At 72.5% G+C, this 21,356-nt stretch carries 23 protein-coding genes; 8 read left to right on the top strand and 15 right to left on the bottom strand.

Going from position 1 to position 21,356, the window contains the following annotated elements; genetic code table 11:
- The first annotated feature begins 42 nt into the window (after positions 1–42).
- Complete coding sequence (gene ligD / locus BBK82_RS48005) at positions 43–2,031, top strand: DNA ligase D (protein WP_083268311.1); 1,989 nt, start codon at positions 43–45, stop codon at positions 2,029–2,031.
- Between the two features lie 64 nt (positions 2,032–2,095).
- Here ligD and BBK82_RS33355 read toward each other — a convergent pair whose 3' ends face one another.
- The 5 genes from BBK82_RS33355 to BBK82_RS33335 form a co-directional block, all read right to left on the bottom strand.
- Positions 2,096–3,223, bottom strand: coding sequence for a S1 family peptidase (locus tag BBK82_RS33355; protein WP_065918533.1), 1,128 nt, complete (start codon positions 3,221–3,223; stop codon positions 2,096–2,098).
- Between the two features lie 203 nt (positions 3,224–3,426).
- A complete protein-coding gene (locus BBK82_RS33350; protein ID WP_065918532.1) occupies positions 3,427–4,536 on the bottom strand; it encodes a zinc-binding dehydrogenase in 1,110 nt (369 codons plus the stop codon).
- Complete coding sequence (locus BBK82_RS33345; protein WP_083268928.1) at positions 4,533–4,940, bottom strand: acyl-CoA thioesterase; 408 nt, start codon at positions 4,938–4,940, stop codon at positions 4,533–4,535. The genes BBK82_RS33350 and BBK82_RS33345 overlap by 4 nt, the downstream gene beginning before the upstream one ends.
- Positions 4,941–4,969: 29 nt before the next feature.
- On the bottom strand, positions 4,970–6,541 hold the full coding sequence (locus BBK82_RS33340; protein WP_065918530.1) for a helix-turn-helix transcriptional regulator: 1,572 nt from the start codon (positions 6,539–6,541) through the stop codon (positions 4,970–4,972).
- A 671-nt stretch (positions 6,542–7,212) separates the two neighbouring features.
- Positions 7,213–7,935: a hypothetical protein gene (locus BBK82_RS33335; RefSeq protein ID WP_065918529.1), complete on the bottom strand. Its 723-nt coding sequence runs from the start codon at positions 7,933–7,935 to the stop codon at positions 7,213–7,215.
- 184 nt (positions 7,936–8,119) lie between these two features.
- Between BBK82_RS33335 and bdeA the strand changes: the two genes are divergently transcribed.
- Positions 8,120–8,971 (top strand): bis(hydroxyethyl) terephthalate hydrolase, encoded by an 852-nt coding sequence (gene bdeA / locus BBK82_RS33330; protein ID WP_065921540.1) that lies wholly within the window; start codon positions 8,120–8,122, stop codon positions 8,969–8,971.
- 175 nt (positions 8,972–9,146) lie between these two features.
- Here bdeA and BBK82_RS33325 read toward each other — a convergent pair whose 3' ends face one another.
- The 6 genes from BBK82_RS33325 to BBK82_RS51925 form a co-directional block, all read right to left on the bottom strand.
- Complete coding sequence (locus BBK82_RS33325) at positions 9,147–9,464, bottom strand: EthD domain-containing protein (RefSeq protein WP_083268310.1); 318 nt, start codon at positions 9,462–9,464, stop codon at positions 9,147–9,149.
- An 8-nt stretch (positions 9,465–9,472) separates the two neighbouring features.
- Positions 9,473–10,096: a hypothetical protein gene (locus BBK82_RS33320; RefSeq protein ID WP_065918528.1), complete on the bottom strand. Its 624-nt coding sequence runs from the start codon at positions 10,094–10,096 to the stop codon at positions 9,473–9,475.
- 89 nt (positions 10,097–10,185) lie between these two features.
- Positions 10,186–10,845, bottom strand: coding sequence for a response regulator (locus BBK82_RS33315; RefSeq protein ID WP_065918527.1), 660 nt, complete (start codon positions 10,843–10,845; stop codon positions 10,186–10,188).
- A complete protein-coding gene (locus BBK82_RS51935) occupies positions 10,830–11,900 on the bottom strand; it encodes a hypothetical protein (protein ID WP_065918526.1) in 1,071 nt (356 codons plus the stop codon). The genes BBK82_RS33315 and BBK82_RS51935 overlap by 16 nt, the downstream gene beginning before the upstream one ends.
- A gap of 398 nt (positions 11,901–12,298) precedes the next feature.
- On the bottom strand, positions 12,299–12,538 hold the full coding sequence (locus tag BBK82_RS55875; RefSeq protein WP_170068006.1) for an ATP-binding protein: 240 nt from the start codon (positions 12,536–12,538) through the stop codon (positions 12,299–12,301).
- A complete protein-coding gene (locus BBK82_RS51925; protein ID WP_170068005.1) occupies positions 12,523–13,227 on the bottom strand; it encodes a hypothetical protein in 705 nt (234 codons plus the stop codon). The genes BBK82_RS55875 and BBK82_RS51925 overlap by 16 nt, the downstream gene beginning before the upstream one ends.
- Positions 13,228–13,590: 363 nt before the next feature.
- On the opposite strand from BBK82_RS51925, the gene BBK82_RS33295 reads away from it, so the two are divergent.
- The 4 genes from BBK82_RS33295 to BBK82_RS33280 are packed head-to-tail and all read left to right on the top strand — an operon-like array spanning position 13,591 to position 15,909.
- Positions 13,591–14,022 (top strand): YbaB/EbfC family nucleoid-associated protein, encoded by a 432-nt coding sequence (locus BBK82_RS33295; protein WP_065918523.1) that lies wholly within the window; start codon positions 13,591–13,593, stop codon positions 14,020–14,022.
- A gap of 6 nt (positions 14,023–14,028) precedes the next feature.
- On the top strand, positions 14,029–14,352 hold the full coding sequence (locus tag BBK82_RS33290; protein WP_154697644.1) for a type VII secretion target: 324 nt from the start codon (positions 14,029–14,031) through the stop codon (positions 14,350–14,352).
- Positions 14,349–15,050 carry a WXG100 family type VII secretion target gene (locus BBK82_RS33285; protein ID WP_065918522.1) on the top strand — a complete coding sequence of 234 codons (702 nt, stop codon included), beginning with the start codon at positions 14,349–14,351 and terminating at the stop codon, positions 15,048–15,050. The genes BBK82_RS33290 and BBK82_RS33285 overlap by 4 nt, the downstream gene beginning before the upstream one ends.
- Positions 15,051–15,057: 7 nt before the next feature.
- Complete coding sequence (locus tag BBK82_RS33280; RefSeq protein ID WP_065918521.1) at positions 15,058–15,909, top strand: hypothetical protein; 852 nt, start codon at positions 15,058–15,060, stop codon at positions 15,907–15,909.
- A 66-nt stretch (positions 15,910–15,975) separates the two neighbouring features.
- Here BBK82_RS33280 and BBK82_RS33275 read toward each other — a convergent pair whose 3' ends face one another.
- From BBK82_RS33275 to BBK82_RS33260, 4 genes are read right to left on the bottom strand one after another with little or no spacing between them, the layout of a single operon-like run.
- A complete protein-coding gene (locus BBK82_RS33275; protein WP_065918520.1) occupies positions 15,976–16,494 on the bottom strand; it encodes a hypothetical protein in 519 nt (172 codons plus the stop codon).
- Positions 16,487–17,590, bottom strand: coding sequence for a hypothetical protein (locus BBK82_RS33270; protein ID WP_065918519.1), 1,104 nt, complete (start codon positions 17,588–17,590; stop codon positions 16,487–16,489). The genes BBK82_RS33275 and BBK82_RS33270 overlap by 8 nt, the downstream gene beginning before the upstream one ends.
- A gap of 12 nt (positions 17,591–17,602) precedes the next feature.
- The gene (locus BBK82_RS33265; protein ID WP_065918518.1) at positions 17,603–18,022 is read right to left on the bottom strand and encodes a FixH family protein; all 420 of its coding nucleotides are present in this window, start codon (positions 18,020–18,022) and stop codon (positions 17,603–17,605) included.
- A gap of 18 nt (positions 18,023–18,040) precedes the next feature.
- The gene (locus tag BBK82_RS33260; protein ID WP_154697643.1) at positions 18,041–19,378 is read right to left on the bottom strand and encodes a hypothetical protein; all 1,338 of its coding nucleotides are present in this window, start codon (positions 19,376–19,378) and stop codon (positions 18,041–18,043) included.
- Between the two features lie 136 nt (positions 19,379–19,514).
- On the opposite strand from BBK82_RS33260, the gene BBK82_RS33255 reads away from it, so the two are divergent.
- Positions 19,515–20,666: a sensor histidine kinase gene (locus BBK82_RS33255; RefSeq protein WP_065921536.1), complete on the top strand. Its 1,152-nt coding sequence runs from the start codon at positions 19,515–19,517 to the stop codon at positions 20,664–20,666.
- Positions 20,663–21,319 carry a response regulator gene (locus BBK82_RS33250; RefSeq protein WP_065918517.1) on the top strand — a complete coding sequence of 219 codons (657 nt, stop codon included), beginning with the start codon at positions 20,663–20,665 and terminating at the stop codon, positions 21,317–21,319. The genes BBK82_RS33255 and BBK82_RS33250 overlap by 4 nt, the downstream gene beginning before the upstream one ends.
- Positions 21,320–21,356 lie beyond the last annotated feature (37 nt).

Below are 21,356 nucleotides of genomic sequence, written 5' to 3'. Positions count from 1 at the left end.
GATTCCTGGTGACGAGGGAACGCGCGGGGAACGGAGGTCGCCATGCCCGAGGCACCCGACTCCCTTCCCGCCTGGATCGAGCCCATGTTCGCCAAGCCCGACGGCGGCCGCCTGCGCGAGGGTCCGCAGTGGGCCTACGAGTACAAACTGGACGGTTACCGTGCCGCGTTGCGGGTCGCTAAGGACGGCACATCGGTGCTGACCAGCCGCAACGGCCTCGACCTCACCACCGAGTTCGCCGAGCTGACCGGTGTGCTGGCCGGGGCGTTGCGCGGGCGTGCCGCGGTGCTCGACGGTGAGGTCGTGGTCTACAACGAGGCCGGGCAGATCGACTTCGGGCTGCTGCAGCAACGCCGTGGCCGCTTCCAGAAGCACCGCACCGCCCGGCGTGAGGAACCGTTCGCCGACGTCGCCGTCCGGTTCCTCGCCTTCGACCTCCTCCAGCTGGGTGAGCAGCTGCTGCTCGACGAACCCTACGAGCAGCGGCGCCACCGGCTCGCCGAGCTGCCGATGCCCGACCCGTTCCGGATCTCCGTGGTGCCGGCGTTCACCGCCGACGACCTGGCCGCCGAGCGCCTCACCCCGCAACGGCTCCTCGACCGGGTCGCCGCCGAAGGGCACGAAGGGCTCGTGGCCAAGCGGCTGGACTCGCCCTACGTCGCCGGCAAGCGGCCGGATCTCTGGTGCAAGCACCCGCTGACGCAGACGCAGGAGGTCGTCGTGTGCGGGTGGCGGCCGGGTCAGAGCGGCTTCACCGGCACGGTCGGGGGCCTGCTGCTCGGCGCGCACGACCCCGGCACCGGCGACCTGGTGTACATCGGCGACGTCGGCACCGGTTTCACGCGGCAGGACCGCGACCAGCTGCGCGACCGGCTGCAGCCGCTCGAACGTCCCGGCCACCCGTTCGCGGCCACTCCCCCGCGCGAGGACGTCGCACGGGCGCGGTGGGTGGAGCCGGTGCTGGTCGGCGAGGTGCGGTTCCGGCAGTTCACCCGCGGTGACGACGGCCGGCTGCGGCACACGGCCTGGCGCGGGCTGCGGGCCGACCGCGAGCCCGCGGAGGTGGTTGCGCCACAACCCGGTCGTCCCGGCCCACCGCCGCCACCACCGGACCCGCCGATGGTCACCAGCCGGGTGACGGTCAGGGCGGGCGCCCGCACGCTGGCACTGTCCAACCTGGACAAGGTGCTGTACCCGGACGGCACCGCCAAGAGCGAGGTCATCGCCTACTACAGCCGGATCGCGCCCGTGCTGCTGCCGCACCTGCGGGACCGGCCGGTCACGTTCGTCCGGTTCCCCGACGGGGTGGGCGGCCAGCGGTTCTTCCAGAAGAACGCCGACGCCAGCGCTCCTGCCTGGTTGCCGACGGTGTCGCTGAAGGGCGGCGGTTCGCGGCGCGGCGCCGACGAGGTCGTGAGGTACCCGTTGATCCACGAGCTCGCCGCGCTGGCGTGGGCGGCCAATCTCGCGGCGATCGAGCTCCACGTTCCACAGTGGACCGTGAGCGGGGACGGCGCCAGGAACCTGCCGGACCGCCTGGTGTTCGACCTGGACCCCGGTCCCGGCACGACGGTCGTCGACTGCTGCCGGATCGCGGAACGGCTTCACGACGTCCTGGTCGCGGACGGGCTGGAGCCGGTCGCGACGACCTCCGGTTCGAAGGGGATGCAGGTCTACGCGGGCATCGACGTGGCGAGCGCCCGGTCCCCGTCGGCGTACGCGAAGGCGCTCGCGGTGGCCTTCGAACGCGAGGCCCCCGGCCTGGTGACCGCGACGATGAGCAAGGCGCGCCGCGAGGGCAGGGTCTTCATCGACTGGAGCCAGAACAACCCGGCCAAGACCACCATCGCGCCCTACTCCCTGCGCGGCAGGGACTCACCGACCGTCGCCACCCCGGTCACCTGGGACGAGGTCCGCGGGTGCCGCCGGGTGGAGCAGCTGACGTTCACCGCGGACGACGTGCTCGACCGCGTTCCGGCGCTCGGTGACCTCTTCGCGCCCGCCGCCGTGAGCCGGGCACCGCTCCCCTGACCGGTGCTCACACGGGAACCGGCTGTCCACTGCGGACAGTGGACAGCCGGTGCGTCGTGCGGGATCAGGCCGTGTGCAGGCGCAGCCCGTAGACGTTCAGGATCTCGTTGATCGGCTGGAACCAGGTGCGGCCACCGCTGGAGCAGTTGCCGTAGCCGCCGGACGTCACGCCCTGCGCCTGGTCACCGGTGATGAACGAGCCGCCCGAGTCGCCGCCCTCCGCGCACACGCTGGTGCCCGCCATCTGGTGGACGTCGCCCTGCGCGTAGCGGATGGTCTCGTTGCGGCTCTGGATCACGCCGCAGTGCCAGCGCGTCGTCGAGCCGGAGCGGCACACCGAGGTGCCGACCGGGGCCTCCCACGAACCGCGGACCAGCGAGTCGGGCACGGTGCCCCAGCCGAGCACGACGGGCACGGTCCACCAGCCGCCGCCGGTGCGGACCCACGCGTAGTCGTTGCCGGGGAAGGAGGAACCGGCGAAGTTGCCCTGGAAGGAGCGGTCCCAGCCGTAGACCGCCGCGCCGTTGCCGCCGCAGTGGCCGGCCGTGACGTAGCCGCCGTGCACCGAGAAGCCGATGGAGCAGCGGACGTTGCCGGTGTAGTACGGGTCGCCGCCGACGGTGCCCGCCGCGAACGGCTGCGGCTGCTGGACGCCGGCGGTGTTGACGCTGATGGCGCCGAACTGCTTGGCCTTGTCGAGGAACGCGGCGACCTCGGCGGTCTGCTTGCCCGCCTCGACGTTGACGACGATGGTGCCGGACCTGGGGTCCGGGTGCCAGCTCGCGACCGCGGCCGGCACGGCGCCGGTGGCGGACAGGGCGTCGAGCCGGTTCTTGTGGGCGTTCATCGAGCCCGCCGAGCGGCTGACGATCTTCGCCACCGCGCCGGTGGCCTCGACCCGGCGGGCCGCCGCCTGGTCGGTGACGCCGACGACGAGGCGGTTGTCCTCGAACCAGCTGCCCGCGTGGGCGGTGCCGGCTTCGGCTTCCGCGCGCGGTGCGAGCACCGACGCGCGTTCCTCCTTCTCCAGGCGCAGCCGCGCCTGCTGTTCGGTCAGCCCGAAGGCCGAGCCCATCGCGGCGAGCAGACCGGGTGACATCTCCTCGGCCGCGGCCTGGGCAGGAGCGGTGAACGTGGACCCGACCAGCACGAGAGCCAGCGCTGGCACGATTCTGGACACGGTGAAACGCATGCTCGTCTCCTTGTCCGTGCAGGGATCGCCACCCGCCCCGTTGCGGATGGCGCGAACATGAGAGCGCTCTCACCGTGCAGCAGGAAGCCCTCGGAGGTCAACCGCTGACAAAGCTCCTGTCCTGCCCGATTCGTGCCCGGACGGACCGAACCGGGCATGGGGCCTGTAGTGGAGTCCCGTGCGCTATCGCGCACGGGACTCCGCTACAGGCCCTCCGCCATGATCACGACTTGGCGCACCGCCTCGCCGGACGCGAGCAGGGCGAACCCGTCGTTGATCTCCGGCAGGGTCAGCCGGCCGGACAGCAGGCCCTCGACCGGCAGCCGGCCGGCGCGGTACAGGTCGACGAACCGCGGCACGTCGCGGCGCGGTACGCAGGAGCCGAGGTAGCTGCCCTTGAGCGTGCGTTCCTCGGCGACCAGGTTCAGCGCGGGCAGCGTGACCGTGCGGTCGGGGTGCGGCAGGCCGACGGTGACCGTGGTGCCGCCGACGGCGGTGGCGGCGTAGGCCTGTTCCAGCACGGCCGCGACGCCGGTGGTGTCGATGACCTTGTCCGCGCCGCCGCCGGTGAGGTCGCGGAGCTGGGCCACGACATCGGGTCCGCCGGGCACCTCGTGGGTGGCGCCGAGGGTGAGGGCCAGCTGCCGCTTGTGGTCCACGACGTCGACCGCGACGACCTGCGTGGCGCCCGCCGTGACCGCGGCGAGCACGGCGGCCAGGCCGACACCGCCGAGCCCGAACACGGCGACCCGGTCCCCCGGCCTCACCTCGGCGCTGTAGAACGCGGCCCCCGCGCCGGTGAGCACGGCGCACCCGAACAGCGCGGCGACGTCGAGCGGCAGGTCCGCCGGCACGAGGGTCGCCGAGCGGTCGGAGATCACGGTGTACTCGGCGAACCCGGACACGCCGAGGTGGTGGTGCGGCCGGGTGCCGTCGGGCAGCGTCCACCGGCGCGCCCCGCTGAGCAGCGTTCCCTCGCGGTTGGCGGCGGCACCCGGTTCGCACAGCGCCTGGCGACCGGACGCGCACGGGCGGCAGGCACCGCAGGCCGGCACGAACGACAGCACGACGTGGTCGCCCGGCCGGAACTCGGAGTTCGGCCCCGCCTCGACGACCTCGCCCGCCGCCTCGTGGCCGAGGACCATCGGCAACGGCCGGATCCGCGAGCCGTCGATCACCGACAGGTCGGAGTGGCACAGGCCGGTGGCGTGCACGCGCACCAGCAGCTCGCCGGGACCCGGCGGGTCGAGCTCGAGGTCGACGACCTCCAGCGGGCCGCCGACGGACGTGAGCACCGCTCCCCTGGTCTTCACGCGACCACCAGCCCTTCCATCCGCGTGCGCAGGGCCGCCGGGATCTCGACGGGCTTGCGGGTCGTGCGGTCGACGAAGACGTGCACGAAGTGGCCTTCCGCGATGACGGTGTCGTCGAGGAGGAACCCGACCTCGTAGCGCACGCTGGACCGGCCGAGGCGCCCGATCCGCAGGCCCGCGTCCAAGGTGTCCGGGAACGACACCGAGGCGCGGTAGTTGCAGTGCGACTCGACGCACAGGCCGATCTCGGCGCCCTCGTGGATGTCGAGGCCGGCGTCGATCAGCCACGTGTTGATCACGGTGTCCATGAACGCGTAGTGGACGACGTTGTTCACGTGCCCGTAGACGTCGTTGTCGGCCCATCGGGTCGGAATCCGCTGCCAGTGCCGGTACTGCTCGCGCACACAACCACCTTTGCTCTGCTCGGACACCGTCAGTCGAGCCTCCTGGTGAGCTCGACCCTCGACCGCACGCCGAGCCGCGCGAAGATGTTGCGCAGGTGGTGCTCGACGGTGCGGTGGCTCAGGAACAACCGCGCGGCGATCTCGCGGTTCGTGGCGCCCTCGGCGACCAGCCTGGCGATCTGCGCCTGCTGCGGCGTCAGCTCCGGCCGGTCGTTCGGTTCGCCGGTGGTGTCACCGGCCGCGCGCAGCTCGGCGCTGGCCCGCGCGACCCAGTGATCGGCTTGGTAGGACTGGAAGATGCGCACGGCGTCGCGCAGGTGTTCGCGCGCGGCCTTGGGTTTGCGGCTCCTGCGCAGCCGGTTGCCGTACAGCAGCTCGGTCTTCGCGAGCTCCATCGCGGTGCCGCTGGCGCGGTGCAACCGGATGGCCTCCTCGAAGTGCTCGTCCGCGGTGCCGGACTCGAGCAGGCCGTGGCAGCGGTGCGAGAGCGCGAGCCTGGCCGGGCTGCCGGTGGTCTCGGCCCAGCGCTCGTACGGCTGCAGCGCCCGGTCCCCTGTGGACGGTTGCCCGCACGCGACGGCGGCCTCGACCACCTGCGGCGCGGCCATCACCTTGATGCCGGCGTGCCCAGGGTGCAGCCGCAACCGGTCGAGCGCGTCGGCGGGCCGGTCCTGGGCCAGGTCGACGCACGCGAACGCCCAGGCGCCGAACGTGCCCGGCCGGGTCAGCCCACGCTGGGTGATGTGCTCGGCGGCGGCCTCGATGCGGTGCAACGCCGTCTCCGCGTCCCCGCGCAACGCCGCCAGCAGCGCGAGGATCGTCAGGTGGTCGACCACCGCGTTGTGCTGCCCGATCGCCGTGGCCGCGTGCACGCCCTCGGTGGCCGCCGTCAGCGCCGCGGCGTGCTGGTCGAGCATCAACGCCGACAACGCCCGGTACACCAACGCCCACGGCACCAACGCCGTGAACCCGCTCTCCCGCGCCGCCGTGACCGCACTCGTCGCCATCTCGTAAGACCCGACCGCGTCGCCGAGCACGTAGGCGGCCTGGCTCGCCCAGATCCGGGCCTGCGGACCCGGCACGTGCTGCGCGAGCCCGATGACCTCCCGCAACGCGGGCAACGCCTCGTCGTGACGCCCCTCGAACGTCGCCGCCATGCCGGTGAGGTGGCCGAGCGTGAGCCGCGTGTCGGCCGGCTCGTCGGCGCGCCGGATCTCCCTGGCGAACTCCGCGACGGCGCTGTACCGGCGGTGGTCCCCCGCGATGCTGGCCGCCTCCCCCGCGAACCCGAGCGCCGCGACCGCCAGCCCGCGCCGGGTGCCGACGAGGTTGCGCGCGGCCCTCATCAGCCGGTCCGCGGCGACGTCGGGGAGGCTCTCGCCGAGGTCGATGCCGCCGACGACCAGGTCCATGAGCGCCTTGAGCTCCTGGGTGTCGGTGAGGCGGACGGCGGTTCTGAGGACGGCACGGGCGCGGTGAGGTGCGCCGTGGGCCCAGTGGTCGGCGGCGGCGTTGAGGAGGCGGCGGGCCTTCTGCTCGGGGTCGGTGGTGAGCCGGGCGGCACGGTCGTGGTCGCGGGCGCGGTGGCGAAGTCGCCGCAACGGCGGGCGTGCTCGGCGCTGCTGGTGAGCAGGTCGGGGTCGGGGGGGAGCGGCCGGGCGGTGGAGGCGGGTGCGGCGGGTGCGGTGGCCATGACGGTGGCGTCGGACGCGACGGACGCGACGGCAGCGACGGGTGCGGCGGACGCGGCGGGTGCGGCGGGTGCGGCGGGTGGGCGGGGGCGGGTGCGGCGGGTGCGGCGGTGCTGCGGTGCTGCGGACGCGACGGACGCGACAGCTGCGACGGGTGCGGCGGACGCGACGGATGCGGCGGGTTCGGCGGGTGCGGCGGGTGCGGCGGGTGCGGCGGGTGCAGCGGCGGCGGGCGCGGCGGCCATGACGGTGGCATCGGCGGTGCGGCGGCAGCGCGCGGCGGCCATGACGGTGGCGGCAGGCGCGGCGTCGGGCGCGGCGGGTGCGGCAGCAGGAGTGGCGGCGGTGGTGGCTGTGGCAGGCGCGGCGGCGGGAGCGGCAGTGGCGGGCACGGCGACGGTGGCGGCGGGCGTGGCGGCATGCCCGGGGAGCGGCCGCAGGAACCGGAGCGGGAGCGGTGGCGAGCACGGTCGTAGTGGACACAGCGGTGGTGTGAACCCGAGCGGCGACTGTCTGGGAGGCGTGCTCGGCGCCGACCGTCACGCTCCGCCGCGTTCGCCTCGTGCCACGTCCTCCTCGGCCTACCGGCAACAACCCGGCCAGCTCCGCGTGCGCCCGGAACCGCACGCCGGCGACAGCCCCCGCCAGCGTCGACCGCACCACCGCCGCGGGTCCAGCAGCGCGCCCGCCTCCGTCACCGCGTCCACGTCGCCGGTGAGCCGGGCCAGCACGTCCGCCGTGAGCTCCTCGTCGACCGCCGCCAGCGCCACCACCCGTCGCGCGCGCTCCGGCAGCCCGGCGAACCGTGCGAGCAGCCTGCCCCGCAGGGAGCTCGCCAGGGGCAGTCCGTCCGGTGGTGGTGCGATGCCGCCGAGCTGGTCGGAGGTGAGCGAGCCGGCCAGCTCCACCAGGGCCAGCGGGTTTCCGCAGGCCAGGTCGGCGAGGTCGACCGCCAGTGCGGCCGGGAGGCCCGGCAGCAGGTCGTGCAGGACGAGCAGGCTCTCGGCGCGGTCCAGCGGGTCGAGCACCACCGCGGGCAGCCCGAAGGTCTCCCCCTCCGTCGCGAGGAGCAGGGCCGCCGAGGTGTCGGTGACGTCGGAGGCGAGCCGGCGCAGGTCGTCGGTCAGCTCGCGCACGTCGTCCACGCACAGCACCGCGTCGTAGGAGCGCCGGGCGTGGTCGAGCAGCGCGGTCCTGCCGCTGCCGGGTTCGCCGCACACCACGAGTGCCCCGCCGCGGCCGGCGCGCGCACGTCCGAGCAGCGCGTCCACGGCGACGCGCTGGCGGTCACGGCCACGCAGCATCGGGCCAGTTTCGCGGCGGTGGAGGCCCAGCGGAAGGGGTCACGGGCAAATTCAACTACCAGCGTTAGTTTTACCACCGAAGTTTTTCGCCAGACCGGTGGTTGCACCGATGCGGACCCGTGCGCCGCGGTTGCAGGGTCGGGGTGTCCTCGCAGTTCCCCTGCCGAATGAGGTGTACAGCGCCGTGCAACTTCGCACCCTGATCCCACTAGCGCTCTCGCTGGTGCTCGTCACCGGTACCGGTACCGCCCACGCGGCCAACCCGTACGAACGCGGTCCGGCACCGACCAACTCGAGCATCGAGGCACTCCGCGGGCCGTTCGCCGTGTCGGAGACCTCGGTGTCCTCGCTGGTCGGCGGCTTCGGTGGCGGCACGATCTACTACCCGACCAGCACCGCCTCCGGGACGTTCGGCGCCGTGGCGATCTCCCCCGGCTACACCGGCACGCAGTCCAGCATCTCGTGGCTGGGCCCGCGCCTCGCGTCCCAGGGCTTCGTGGTGTTCACGATCGACACGAACGGCATCTACGACCAGCCCGACAGCCGCGCCTCACAGCTGCTCGCCGCACTGGACTACCTGACCCAGCAGAGCAGCGTCCGCACCCGCATCGACTCGACCCGGCTCGGCGTGATGGGCCACTCGATGGGCGGCGGCGGCACCCTGCGCGCGGCCAGCCAGCGCCCGGCACTGCAGGCGGCGATCCCGCTGACCGGCTGGCACACCACGAAGAACTGGTCGTCGGTCCGCGTGCCGACCCTGGTCGTCGGCGCGGAGGACGACTCCATCGCGCCGGTCTCGTCGCACTCGGAGCCGTTCTACACGTCGTTGCCGTCCACGTTGGACAAGGCGTACCTGGAGCTCAACAACGCCTCGCACTTCGCGCCGAACTCGAACAACACGACGATCGCGAAGTACAGCATCTCGTGGCTCAAGCGGTTCATCGACAACGACACCCGCTACGAGCAGTTCCTCTGCCCCGCACCGGGCCGCAGCACCCTGATCGAGGAGTACCGGGACACCTGCCCGCACTCCTGACCAGGTCCAGGGCCGCGGCGCCGAACCTCGACCGGAGGCGCCGCGACCCGTCTCACCGCCGGCCTCGGCGATGCCCAGCGGGTGTCGCCGAGGCCGGAGCAGGTCTTGGACGCTTCCTCGCCACCCTCCGCGGGTTGCCCAGCACCTCGCCCGCCGTCGGCAGCCCAGCCGAACCTCAGCTGACGTGCTCCTCCACCACCCACGAGCGGGTGCGCGAGCGGTCCAGGAACCGGGCCTCGTCCTCGGCCGCCCCGGACCCGTCGGCGAGGACCAGGGCGAGCCACTTCTGGCGGGCGGCCTCGTCGGCGAACCTCATGTGGGTGAGGACGTCGAACTCGGAGTCGGCGGTCTCCGGCAGGTAGTTGCGGGCGTAGTAGGCCGGTGCCGGGGCGAGGCTCAGGATCAGCGGGACGTGGTGGTGCTCGTAGTAGTCGATGAACTCGGCTCGGGTGAACCCCTTGTGCGCTTTGAGCAGAGCCATGGTGGTGATCACGTTCGGTCCTAGCTCTCCCAGGTGATCGGCGACTTCACGTAGTCGTCGCCGCGGTTGTACTCGCCCGCCACGACCTTGGAGCCGTCCGGGGCGGCGCTGAGCACGCAGGTCTCGTAGCTCTCGCCCGCCGCCGTGAAAGTCTTCGGTGCGCTGGTGGAGTCGCACTTGGGCGTGTCGCCGCTGATGATCACACCGGTGCCCTTGCCGTCGACGCCGAGGCCGCGCAGGGAGACCGAGGTGTAGCGCAGGTCGGTGCCGCTCAGGTTCTCGACCTTGACCCGCAGGTAGAACGGCGTGATGCCCTTGGCCTTCTCGCCGAACTTCGCGAGGTCCTCCTTGGCGCCCTGCTCGATGGCGGTGAGGGTGACGGCCACGGTGCCGCTCTTGTCGCCGTAGGAGAGGGGGATCACCGCGCGGGCGCCGACCTTGAGCTTCGAGCCGGGAGCGGTGACCTCGCCGCCGGCGGCGACCGGGGCGTTGGAGGTGGTGCTCGGCTTCTCGCTGGTGCTGGTGCCGGCCGTGGTCTCGGTGGTGGTGTCGACCGGAGCGGGCGAGCCGGCGGTCTGCGAGCCGCACGCCGACAGGAGCAAGCCCGCCGCTGCGACGATGATCAGGGAACGGACGTGCGTCACTGGTGGAACTCCTCGCTGGCGGCCGGCTTGCCAGCGAGGCTAGGTCGCGCGTGGACGGTCCGGTATCGGTCGTTCACACCACAAGGGACTCAGAGGTCGTCGAGGCCGATCAGCCCGTCCTGGATCGCCCGCGCGACCAGGGCCGCCTTGGTGGGTGCCTGCCGTCCGATCGCGGCGTACTTCACCCTGATCCGTTCCAGGTGGGAGTTGACCGTGCTGAGCGTGATGTTGAGCCGCTGGGCCACGAACTCCTTCGACTCCGACTGGAACCACTCGACCAGCACCTCGGTCTCGCGCGGTGACAACGCGGGCCGCGTCTCGGACCGGTCACCCGCGAGCGCGCCGGCGAGTGCGGGCGGGGTGTAGGACTGGCCGTTCGCCGCCGCCCGCACCGCCTGCACCAGGTGGTCGGCGCCCTCGGCCTTGGTGAGGTAGCTCAGCGCGCCGAGCTCCAGGCACTGCAGGGCGATCTCGTCGTCGGCGCGCATCGAGTAGACGACGACCCTGCGCCCGTCCTCGGCGAGCCTGCGCAGCTCGGCCGTCGCGGGCGTGACGCCACCGAGGTGCAGGTCGAGCACGACGACGGCGTCCTGGTCGGCCTGCCAGGCCACCCCGGGGTCCTCGCCGCTGGCGACGAGCGTGATCGGTGGTTGCGCGGTGGACAGCCAGTGCGCGACGCCCGCCCGGACGACAGGGTGGTCGTCCACCACGACCGCCGTCACCTCGCCGGTGGTCAGGTCGTCCGCCATCGCGCCTCGCTCCTCACCAGTCCGCTGTGGACGCTCGTCTCGACGGTGACCAGCTCGGGCACGCCGTCGCCCTGCGGCAGCTCACCGGGCGCGTCCGCCACCACGGCCACCCGCACCTCCGTCGGCGTCCTGAGCAGGCTCACCTTCGCACGCCCACCCGCCGCCGCGAGCGCACGGGCCATCGGCGTGACCAGCTCCCTGCGCACCTCCGTCGGCACCGGCGTCGCCGTCCCGCTCACCGCCAGCGACACCACCACCCCACGCCGCTCGGCCACGTCCACGCACGCCGTCAGCTCGTGCAGCAGCGGATCGGGCACGTCGTCGTTCTCCGCGAACAACCTCCGCAGCTGCACCGCCGCGTGCGAACACCGCAGCCGAGTCTGCTCGTCCTCGACGCCCACGACCTCGTCGGCCAGGTCCGCGAGCAACGGCAGCACCGCCCCGAGCTGCCCCTCGAACCCGGCCCTGAGGTCCTGCTCCCGTTGCCGCGCCAGCTCTTCCCGGGTCCGCGCCGCGTCGTGCTCGGCCGCGGCCAGCCGCGCCAGCCGCGCGTCCCGCTGCAGCACACGGGTGATCACGATGACACCGACCTGGAAGCTCGTGCCGCTGAGGATCACGACCCCCGCGGTGCCGCCGTCCTCGCCGCCGGCGTGCAGGAACCACCCGGCGGACAGCGCGAGGTGGGCGCTCAGCGCGGCGATGAGGGGCTTGGGGCGTTCGACCAGGACGAGCAGCAGGTACCAGCCGACGAGCCCGAACGCCCAGTCGTCCGCGCTCAGAGCCGTGTGGGCGGGCTGGGCGGTGGTCGCCAGGACCGAGGAGGCGAGCACGGCGGCGGTGAGGGTGGCGGCGACCGCGGGCTGCAGTTGGGCGTGGCCTGCGGCGACGTGGCTGGCGACCGTGGCGAGGACGGCGGTCAGGACGGCGTAGGCGAGCCAGGCGGTGGGGGCCTGGGTGGTGGCGGTGAGGGACGGGAGGGTGAGGACGAGCTGGATGGCGGTGACGACGACCAGGAGGGCCTGGCGGGTGGTGGTGACGACGGCGAGGTCAGTCACGGGCCACCGGTCCGGTGGGGTCAGCGGGGCGGTCAGTGGGGCGATGGCGGGCGGTGGCGGGGGCAGTGACGGAGGCGGAAGCGTGGCGGTGGCGGAGGCAGGAGCAGGAGCGGTGCCGGGAGCGGAAGCGGTGGCGGTGGCGGAGCGGTGGCGGGAGCGGTGGCGGTGCCAGGAGCGGAAGCGGTGCCGGAGGCGGTGCCGGAGGCGGTGGCGTGGCGGTGGCGGTGGCGGGAGCGGTGCCAGGAGCGGAAGCGGTACCGGAGGCGGTGGCGGGAGCGGAGGCGGGAGCGGTGGCGGAGGCGGAGCGGAGGCGGGAGCGGTGGCGGAGGCGGGAGCGGAGGCGGAGGCGGGAGCGGTGCCGGAGGCGGTGGCGGGAGCGGAGGCAGGAGCAGGCCAGGTCAGGCGGGTCGTCGTCCCGTCCCCGGCGCCGACTCGACCTCCGCCGCCCCACCGACAGCCGCCACCCGCTCCACCACCGAGGCGCGCAACCCACGCCGGTGCTCCGGCACGTCCTCGACGACGAACCCCGGCCCGCCGTCCCTCACCACCACGACCGCACCAGCACCGGCCCGCGACACCACCAGCTCCGCCGAGGCGCCACCCGCGTGCCGTGCCACGTTCGTCAGGAGCTCCCGCACCGCCCGCACCACCGCCAGCGCGACCCCCGCCGGCACCGGCGCCACCTCCACCGACACCCGGACGGCCACCGCGCTGTCCCGTGCCACCGCCCCCAGCGCCGCCCCGAGGTCCACGGTCCCCTGCACGTGGTCCCGCTCCGCCAGCACCTCCAGGTCACGCCGTGCCTGCGGCCACACCGGGCGAACCACCGTGCGCGGCCATCAGGAACGTCGCCGCGGCCGTGTCGTGCAACAACGCCAGGTACTCGCGCTCCCCGCCCCTCCAACGCCACGCCGCGCCGCGCGAGCGGCCGCCTCGGCGAGCGGAGCACCGCCCGCACCAGCACCGCCGGGCCGGCCACCGCCACGTGCACCGCCAGCAGAGCGGCGCTCAGGGGCACGGTGACCCGCAGCGGCCACTGCAGCTGCCAGGTGATCAGCGTGGTGGTGAGGACGGTCAACGCCCACTGGTCGCCGGCGCCGCCCAGCACCACCGACAGCACCACCACCCGCACGAACGCCACCGGCAGCGCCACCCGCGGCAGCCAGAAGTCGGCGACGGCCGTCACCACCACGAAGCCGAACAACGCCCAGCCCAGCGCCGAGCCGACCGACAACGCACCGAACAGGCTGATCAGGACGACACCCGCACCGCGCACGGGACCGGCGAGGCGCGACACCGTCGCGAGGAGCCTCGCCTCCAGCTGCACGCCGGGCATTGTGCCAGGTCAGGCGAGATCCACCTGTCGGCAGCAGGCCTGGTCCGGAAGAGGAATTCCAGCACCCGAACCACGGATTGATTCCGCTTCGATCGAATCCGGGAAGTCATGACCGACGCCCCGGAGAATTCTACGAGGGGCGGAATCAAATGTTCTCCCGCAATGGAATTACTCCAACTCCCAGGTGCGCGACGGTTGCTCCGGCTATTGTCCGCACATCCCGTGCGAGCTGGTCAAACCCAACTGTGGTCGGTTTCCCCGCAACGGTCATCTGCAGGCGGGCAGACCATCACAAGAGCCGAAAAGGACAACGCTGCGCTCGATGACGGGCCGACGTCTGGAGGGGACGGGAGAATGGGCGAGGACATCCTCGATCCGGGTGGTGCCGTGGAGCGGTTGACGGCGTGGAAGGGCCGGATCGACAAGCTCGCCGCCGACACGCGCGCGATGAGCGAGCGGATCCAGCAGGTGCGGGTGGTGGTGGCTGATCCCGGTGGGCTCGCGGAGGTCACGGTCGACTCCACCGGTGCGCTGGTCGACCTGCGGCTGACCGACCGGATCCAGCGGACCCGGCCGGAGGCAGTCGCGCAGGCGGTGCTGACGACGTTGACCACGGCACGTCGGCAACTCGCTGAACGGTCGCGGGAGATCGTCGCGGACACGGTCGGCACCGACTCGGCGACCGGGCGGGCGGTCGTGGCGCACGTCGAACGGCTGCCGGGTGGCGGGGCGACGGCGTCGCCGCACGACGAGACCTTCGACGACCAGTCCTACCTGCGGAGGTGACGGACCGTGCAGCAGGGCTTCCGTGTGGACCCGGAGCAGATCCGGCGGCACGCGACCAACGTCGAAGCGGTCGCGGCGCGGTTCGGCGCGGTCGAGGCGGCAAGCGCACACGTCGCACAGGACGACCAGGCCTACGGTCTGTTGTGCGGGTGGATCTCCGCGGTCCTGGAAGGCCGGCACGTCCGGCAGGACGAGCTGGTCGCGTTCGTGGCGGAGAACCTGGCGCTGGCCGCGGCGTCCTTGCGCGCCACAGCCGACCACTACCTCGCGGCGGACGAGGGAACCGCCACTGCGCTGCGCCCGACCGGCGGCGAAGGGGCCGCGCGATGACCGATCAGTCGTTGATCGCCCACGAGCAGTCGACCCGGGAGGTGTGGACGGGAGCAGGTCTCGCGGACAGCGTCGAAGGCCTCGTGGACGCGATCAAGACCGAGGGCTGGGTCGACGACGCCCTCGCCGGCGCCACTTTGGGCGTCGAGGCCGCGGCGACGGTCATGGATCCGTTCAGCGCGTTGCTGGCCAACGGGTTGGGCTGGGCGATGGAGTACTTCGAGCCACTGCGCGAGATGCTCGACGAACTGACCGGCAAGCCCGATCTGGTCCGCGCGCACGCGGCGACGTGGAACAAGATCGCCGTGGAGCTGGGGCAGATGGCCACCGCCCTCGGCTCGCACGTCGAGAGCGATCTGCCTGACTGGCACGGGGAAGCCGCGGACGCCTACCGCAGCATGATGGGTTGCAACGTCGAAGCGCTCGGCGGCCTGTCCGCGATCTCCGCGGCGCTCGCGGAGGCCACCGAGGGCGCGGGCGGCCTCGTGGAGCTGACCCGTGAGATCGTCCGCGACCTGATCGCCGACCTGGTGGCGAGGGTGGTCGTCTGGGCGGTCGAGGCCATCTTCGCCGTGACCATCCCCGTTGTCGCGGCGCAGATCGCAGCGGCCGTGGTCAAGTGGGCGGGCCGCATCCTCACCTACACGATGGCGCTGGTGGCCAGCTTGACCAACCTCAAGAAGCTGCTCGAAGGGTGAACCGGCCGTGATCAGACGACTCGTCCCCCTCGCACTAGCGCTCTGGTTCACCCTGCACCGCAGGACCGACCCCTCCACGCCCGGCACCGGCGGCAGGCCGCCGCAGCGGCAGGGTTCCGTGGACGCCGGTGCCGGCGTGCGCAGCGCCCAGGAGCGCACCGGTGAGATCGCGGAGCGAGGACGTTCCGGGCAGGCCGGTTCGAACGACGTCACGCTCCCGTCGGACGCACGGCCGTGGCGGCAGCGGGACATCCCCCGAATCCTGGAGGCGGAGCAGGTGCGCAACGACATCCGCCCCGGCATCCAACGGGCCGTCGACGACGCGGCTGCGGAGTTCCACGCCCGTCCGGCGGACCAGCGCTACACCGGTGACCGCGCAGCGACCGTGGACGCCGCCCGTGACCGTGCGGAAGCTCTCACCGAGCAGCGGCAGCGCGAGGCCGCGGAGGTCGCCGCCGGACGTGGAGACCCCGCAGAGCTGGAACGGTTGCGCGCGGAGGAGAGCAACGCCTGGCGGAACCTCAACACCACCAGGGCGAGGGAGGCGGGTTCGGAGATCCACGCGATCTTCGCCCGCAACATCGAGGACCGGCACCAGGCCATCCTGGGCAACCACGCGGGCGACTACCGGCTGCGCACCGAAGCCCCGTACGACATCGACGGGCGTGCGGCCTACCCGGGGACCCGTCGGCCGGACCTGGTTCTCGAACGGGTGACACCAGAGGGACAGCAGCAGTACACGGCACACGTGTACGACCTCAAGACCGGGCAGAAGGGCATCGAGGCCGACTGGGAGTTCCGCGTTGAGCGGTACGCGCGAGGTCTGTTCAAGCCTGAGGAGCTCCGCCCCACGCCGTGACCACAGGGGCCGACCAGCGCGGGAGGCCCCAGCACCAACCGGCACCGACGGCCTCCCCACCACCGGCTAGCTGACGTTCTCCCGAGTCCGGCGCACCGCCACCACGATCAACGCGACCAGGCCGAACAACGGGATCGTGCTGATCGCCCACGACAGCCCCATCGGCGGCCCCGGCTGTTCCATCACCCGCAGGTTCTTCAGCTCCCCCGACCCGGCCCCCTCCGGTCCGGTGATGTCGAACTTCATCGCCCACGTGCCCGGCTCCGGCAGCGCCTGCACGTCCAGGCCCCACACCTCGCGCTTGCGGGGGTGGCGGGCGAGCGGGTCGTCGTCCATGACCTCGTTGCCGTACAACATGGTCAGCGTGCCCTGCTTGCCGGTGATGCCGTCCTCCGGCGCGAACGTGAAGTCCAGCGACTGCATGGCCTTGAGCGGCCACGTGCTGAACCCGACGGTCACCTCGTACGGTCCTGCCTGGACCTTCTCGGTGTGCACGACGTTGACCGGCTCGAAGGCCAGTGCCGGCGAGGCGAGGCCGAGCAGCAGGGCGGCCGCGCCGGCGAACCCCAGCAGAGTCTTACGCATGGCTCTTCTCCTTGGCGGGCGCGAGGTGGCGCAACGTCAGGCCGAAGCGGCGGCCGGCCATGCCGGCGAGGGCACCGAACACCGCTCCGGCCGCGATGGTGGCGAGGTAGCGGTCCAGAGCCGGGAACCGGCCGCCACCGTGGACGAGCATGTTCTGCAGCGGTGCGCAGGCCGTGATGATCACACCGCCGAGCGCGCCGGGAATCCACGCGGGCAGCTTGTGCAGCAGCTCGGCGGCGACCGCGACGAGGACCAGCGCCATCGGGATCAGGTTGGGCAGCGCGGGAACCCCGTCGGCGTAGTCGCGCAGCGGCAGGCCGGTGGCGTTGGCGTAGACCTCGGTCGCCCACGGCGAGAACCACCAGAAGACCGCCTGCAGCAGGGCCACCGCCACCGCCACGGCGAGTGCGCCGCCGCGCCGGTTCAGCGCGTTGCCCGCCATGAGCAGGATCATCACCGAGAAGAACGCGGCGCCCACGGTGATGGAGTTGACCACGCCGTTGGGCAGCGCTTCCAGGCCGATGACGGTCACCATGCTGAAGGCGAGCAGCACGGCGGAGGAGCTGACCACGCCGTAGGTGCCCCACGGGTGGTCACGGGCGACCGCGAACACCATGACCGCGCCGACCATCGTGATCGAGATCGACAGCAGCAGCCCGATGTGCGGCGGCGAGGCGATCACCGCGTCGAACCCGTACAGGCTGTGCCACCACTGGTCCCACAGCCCGTAGACGAGGAACAGCGCCGCGCCGACGCCGGAGATCAGGTATCCGACGGGTGCGGCGAACGTCCGGCCGAAGACACCGACCGCGCGGCCACCGACGATGGAGTCGACCTGCCGGCCGCGCTTGGTGGCCGCCGTCGTCAGGAGCACGACGACGAGGCTCGCCAGGCCGGAGATCGCGCTGCCCGCGTACAGGAACAGGTGCGGCAACGTGAAGAACGTGTCCGGCCCGACGTCGGAGTGCCACTGGATGTCCCAGGTCAGGCCGATCAGCGAGATCAGGGTGCCGCCGACCACCAGACTGGCCGGCACCACCCCCTTCGGGACGGTCCTGGCTGACGGTGCGACGACCGCCGAGGCCGTGATGGCCATGGTTGTTCCCCTTCAGGTGAGCAGCAGCGGGATGACGACCCGCCCCGCGCTGAGTGACACGGTGCTGAGTGACGCGGTGCTGGTCGACGCGGTGCTGAGTGACACGGTGATCTCCCATTGCCCGGCCATGAACAGGTCGACGGAGCCGACCCGGTAGTGGCCGGGTCGCAGCGGTGCCGCGGTGATCGGGGCCACCGCGTGGCCCATCTGCGGCATCGCCGGTTCGACCGTCACCTCGCCCTGCACCGGGCCGCCGGCGCGGTCGGTGACGGTCAGGTCGAACGAGTTGGTGCCCGACCTCGTGCTCGCCGGGGTGAGCACGAACCGGAGCTGGTCGGTCTCGGCGAGGTGCGGCTGTGCCTCGACACTGCGCGGCCACAACACGACCAGCGCCGACCACTGCGACGACCACCGCCAGCACGGCCACGACATAAGTGCTGCGGGTGCGTTTCACTTGGTGGCGACCCCCTTCGCCGCGGGCACGTCGACGACCTTCGGCACGGTGACGATCGAGTAGTCCCGTTCGACCTGGATCCACACGAGGTAGCGGCCCGGCAACGGGAAGGAGTAGGTGAACGGCACGTCCGGCCCGTACGCGGCCACGCTCTCGTCCGGCTGGCCGGGCATGCCCGGCACCGGCGGGATCATCGAGTGCACGTGCGCCCAGATCGGTGCCTTCACCGGGCTGTCGGTGACCGGGCCGACGACGATCATGTGCCCGAGCATGCCCAGCCACGGCTGCAGGTCGCTCTCCCCGAAGCGCGCGGTGATGGTGCTGGGCCGTCCCGCCTCGCGGATGTCCATTGCGACGTCGGCTTTTCCGTCAGCCGAAGGCGCCGGAGCGCCACCGGTGACGTCGATGCTCGAGCGCAGCAGCTGCACTCCCCCGCCGCGACGGGCGATCTCCGCGGCGAGCGCGTGCGTGCCCTGTTCCGCGCCGGACAACCGGGCTCGGTACTCGCCGGGTCCGGTGCGGACGGGGTGCAGGTGCCGGAGGTTCCCGGCCGGTGACACCACGACGAGGTGGATGAACGCGTTGTCGTGCACCAGCAGGTCGTCCACCGGGCGGCCGGACGAGCCGTCGGTCAGGTCGAGCACGAGGTCGCTGCCGTCCATGCGCGGCACCAGGTTCACGGGTGGCCGCGAGAAGTCCACAATGGACGTCCGCTGGTAGGGGTCGAGCACGCTCTCGTAGGTCGGGTCGAGCTGGGTGCCGGGTGCGGGCACCGGCGGGATGCTCGGCGCCAGCAACGCCGCCGTCACCGCGACGGCGACGGACGCGACCACGCCACCGGTCGGCACGAGAGCGAGACCCGGCATTCCCAGCACCGCCAGCACCAACGCGGCGAACAGGAACACACCGGCCGCGATGAACCCGCCGTAGGTCGCGTTCTCCCACGGCGACGGCACGATCGCGGGGACGACGAACGGGATGCTCGCCTCGTCCACCGCGAGCTCCCACGGACCGGGCCGGTCCACGTGCACCACACCGGAGTGGAAGCCCGGCGTGGCACCGAGAACCACCTTCGTCGTGCTCGTCCGCGCCCCCGCGGCGCGTGCGGTCAGCGTCAGCTCACCCGGCGGTGTGCCGGCGTGCGTGACCACGTCGACGTGCACGGGGCCGGGCACCTCCGCGGCCCGCCGGATGACCACGGTCAGCTCGCGGTCGCCCAGGCTCTGCGCGACGTGCAGGTCGCCGCCGAGCTGGGCGCCGTCGGCCAGCGCCGGGGCCGCGACCGAGAAGACCGCCCCCAGCACCAGCAGCAGGATCACACCACTTCGCTTCATCGTGACCGAACGTAGCGATCACCGCGGGCCCGCCGCGTCACTGGCGAGTCGGAACCCGGGTCCCCCGCGCGGGGGATTTCCGACCCCTGCACGGCGGGAGGAACTCAGGGCACCGATGCGGCAGGATTCCGGTGCGATGGACTCGATCAAACTGCCCCTCAAGCACCAGTCCCGGCTGGTCGCCGTCGTCTGCATGGCCGTCGACGCCGGGTTCGTGGTGTACGACGCGCGTTCTGCCCAGCAGATGGTCGTCGTGCTGGCGATGACCCTGGCCGTGGACGCGATGCTGGCCGGGCCCGCGCGGCTCTCCGGCTGGGTCGCGCTGGCGCAGGCGGCCGTCCCGGTGGTCATCCTGCTCACGATGGGCAGGGGCATCGACCACAACGACGCCGGCATGCTGATCGCCGCGTACCGCGCGGGTGCCTGGCTGCGCGGCGCACCCGCGTGGGCGTCGCTCGGCGTGCTGTCGGCCAGTCTCATGACCATCCCGCTGATGGCCGACCACAGCCTGGTGATCGCCGCGCTGGTGGCGACCAAGGCGGCGGTGCTGCCGTGGCTCGTCGGCCGCTACACCACCGCGCGGCGCGCCTACCTGGCCGAGCTGGAGAAGCAGCGCGAGGTGGAGAAGCTCGACGCGCAGGCGGCGGTCACCAAGGCGATCACCGAGGAGCGCAGCGCGATCGCCCGCGACCTGCACGACGTGATCGTGCACCACGTCAGCGCGATCGGGATGCACGCCGGGGCGGCCAGGCTCGGCCTGCCCGACAGCAACCCGAAGCTCGCGACCTCGCTGCGGTCGGTCGAGGCGGCCAGCCGCGCGGCCATGGTCGACCTGCGGCACCTGCTCGACCTGTTGCACGGCGCCAGGTCCGAGGGCGCCCGCCAACCCGGCCTGGACAACCTCGACGAGCTGTTCGACGGCGTGCGCGCGGCCGGCACGCCCGCCAGGTTGCTGGTGTGCGGCCAGCACCGGGAGATCCCGGAGTCGTTGGACATCACGGTCTACCGGATCATCCAGGAGATGCTGACGAACGCCCTGCGGCACGGCGACGCGTCCGGCGTGACGGTCACCCTGGAGTACGCGCCGGCCGCGCTGACGATCACCGCCGAGAACACCGCGGGCTCCGGCAACGGCCACTCCGGGTCCGGCCGCACCGGGTCTGGGCGCCGCGGCCTGGTCGGCATCCGCAACCGCGCGGGCATGTTCGCGGGCACCGCCCAGTCCGGCCTCGAACCCGACGGCAGGACCTGGCGCACGGCAGTCACGTTCCCCTTGGAGGCGTCATGACCCTGTCGGTGCTGCTCGCCGACGACCACGCGATGCTGCGCTCCGGCATGCGCGCGATCTTCGAGACGCAGGCCGACCTGCGCTGCGTGGCCGAGGTGGCCGACGGCAGGGCCGCGGTGACCGAGGTGGCGAGGTTGCGCCCGGACGTGGCCGTGCTCGACATCCGGATGCCGAAGCTGGACGGCCTCGGCGCGACCGAGCAGATCCTGTCCGATCCGGGCAACCGCACCAAGGTCCTGCTGCTCACGACCTACGACTCCGACGAGTACGTCTACCGCGCGCTGAACGCGGGTGCGAGCGGCTTCCTGCTGAAGTCGCTGCCGCCGGAGGAGCTCATCTCGGCCGTGCGGGTGGCGGCGCGCGGTGACGCGTTGATCGACCCGTCGGTCACACAACGCCTGATCGCCCGGTTCGCCGTCAGCCTCGCCCCTCCCCCGACTCCGCCGGAGCTCGCGCTGCTGACCGCGCGGGAACGCGAGGTGCTGCACCTGGTCGCGGCGGCGCACAGCAACGCGGAGATAGCGGCCCGCCTGCACGTCGGCGACGAGACGGTGAAGACGCACGTGTCGCGGGTGCTGGCCAAGCTGGGGTTGCGGGACCGGGTGCACGCGGTGGCGTACGCGCACATCAACGGCTTGGTGCAGCGGCCGTGAAATACGCTGTGCCACCGGCGGTCCTGGTGGTAGACAA

The sequence above is a fragment of the Lentzea guizhouensis genome, from assembly GCF_001701025.1.
Taxonomy (GTDB): Bacteria; Actinomycetota; Actinomycetes; order Mycobacteriales; family Pseudonocardiaceae; genus Lentzea; species Lentzea guizhouensis.
This window is presented reverse-complemented; position numbering and strand designations above follow the sequence as displayed.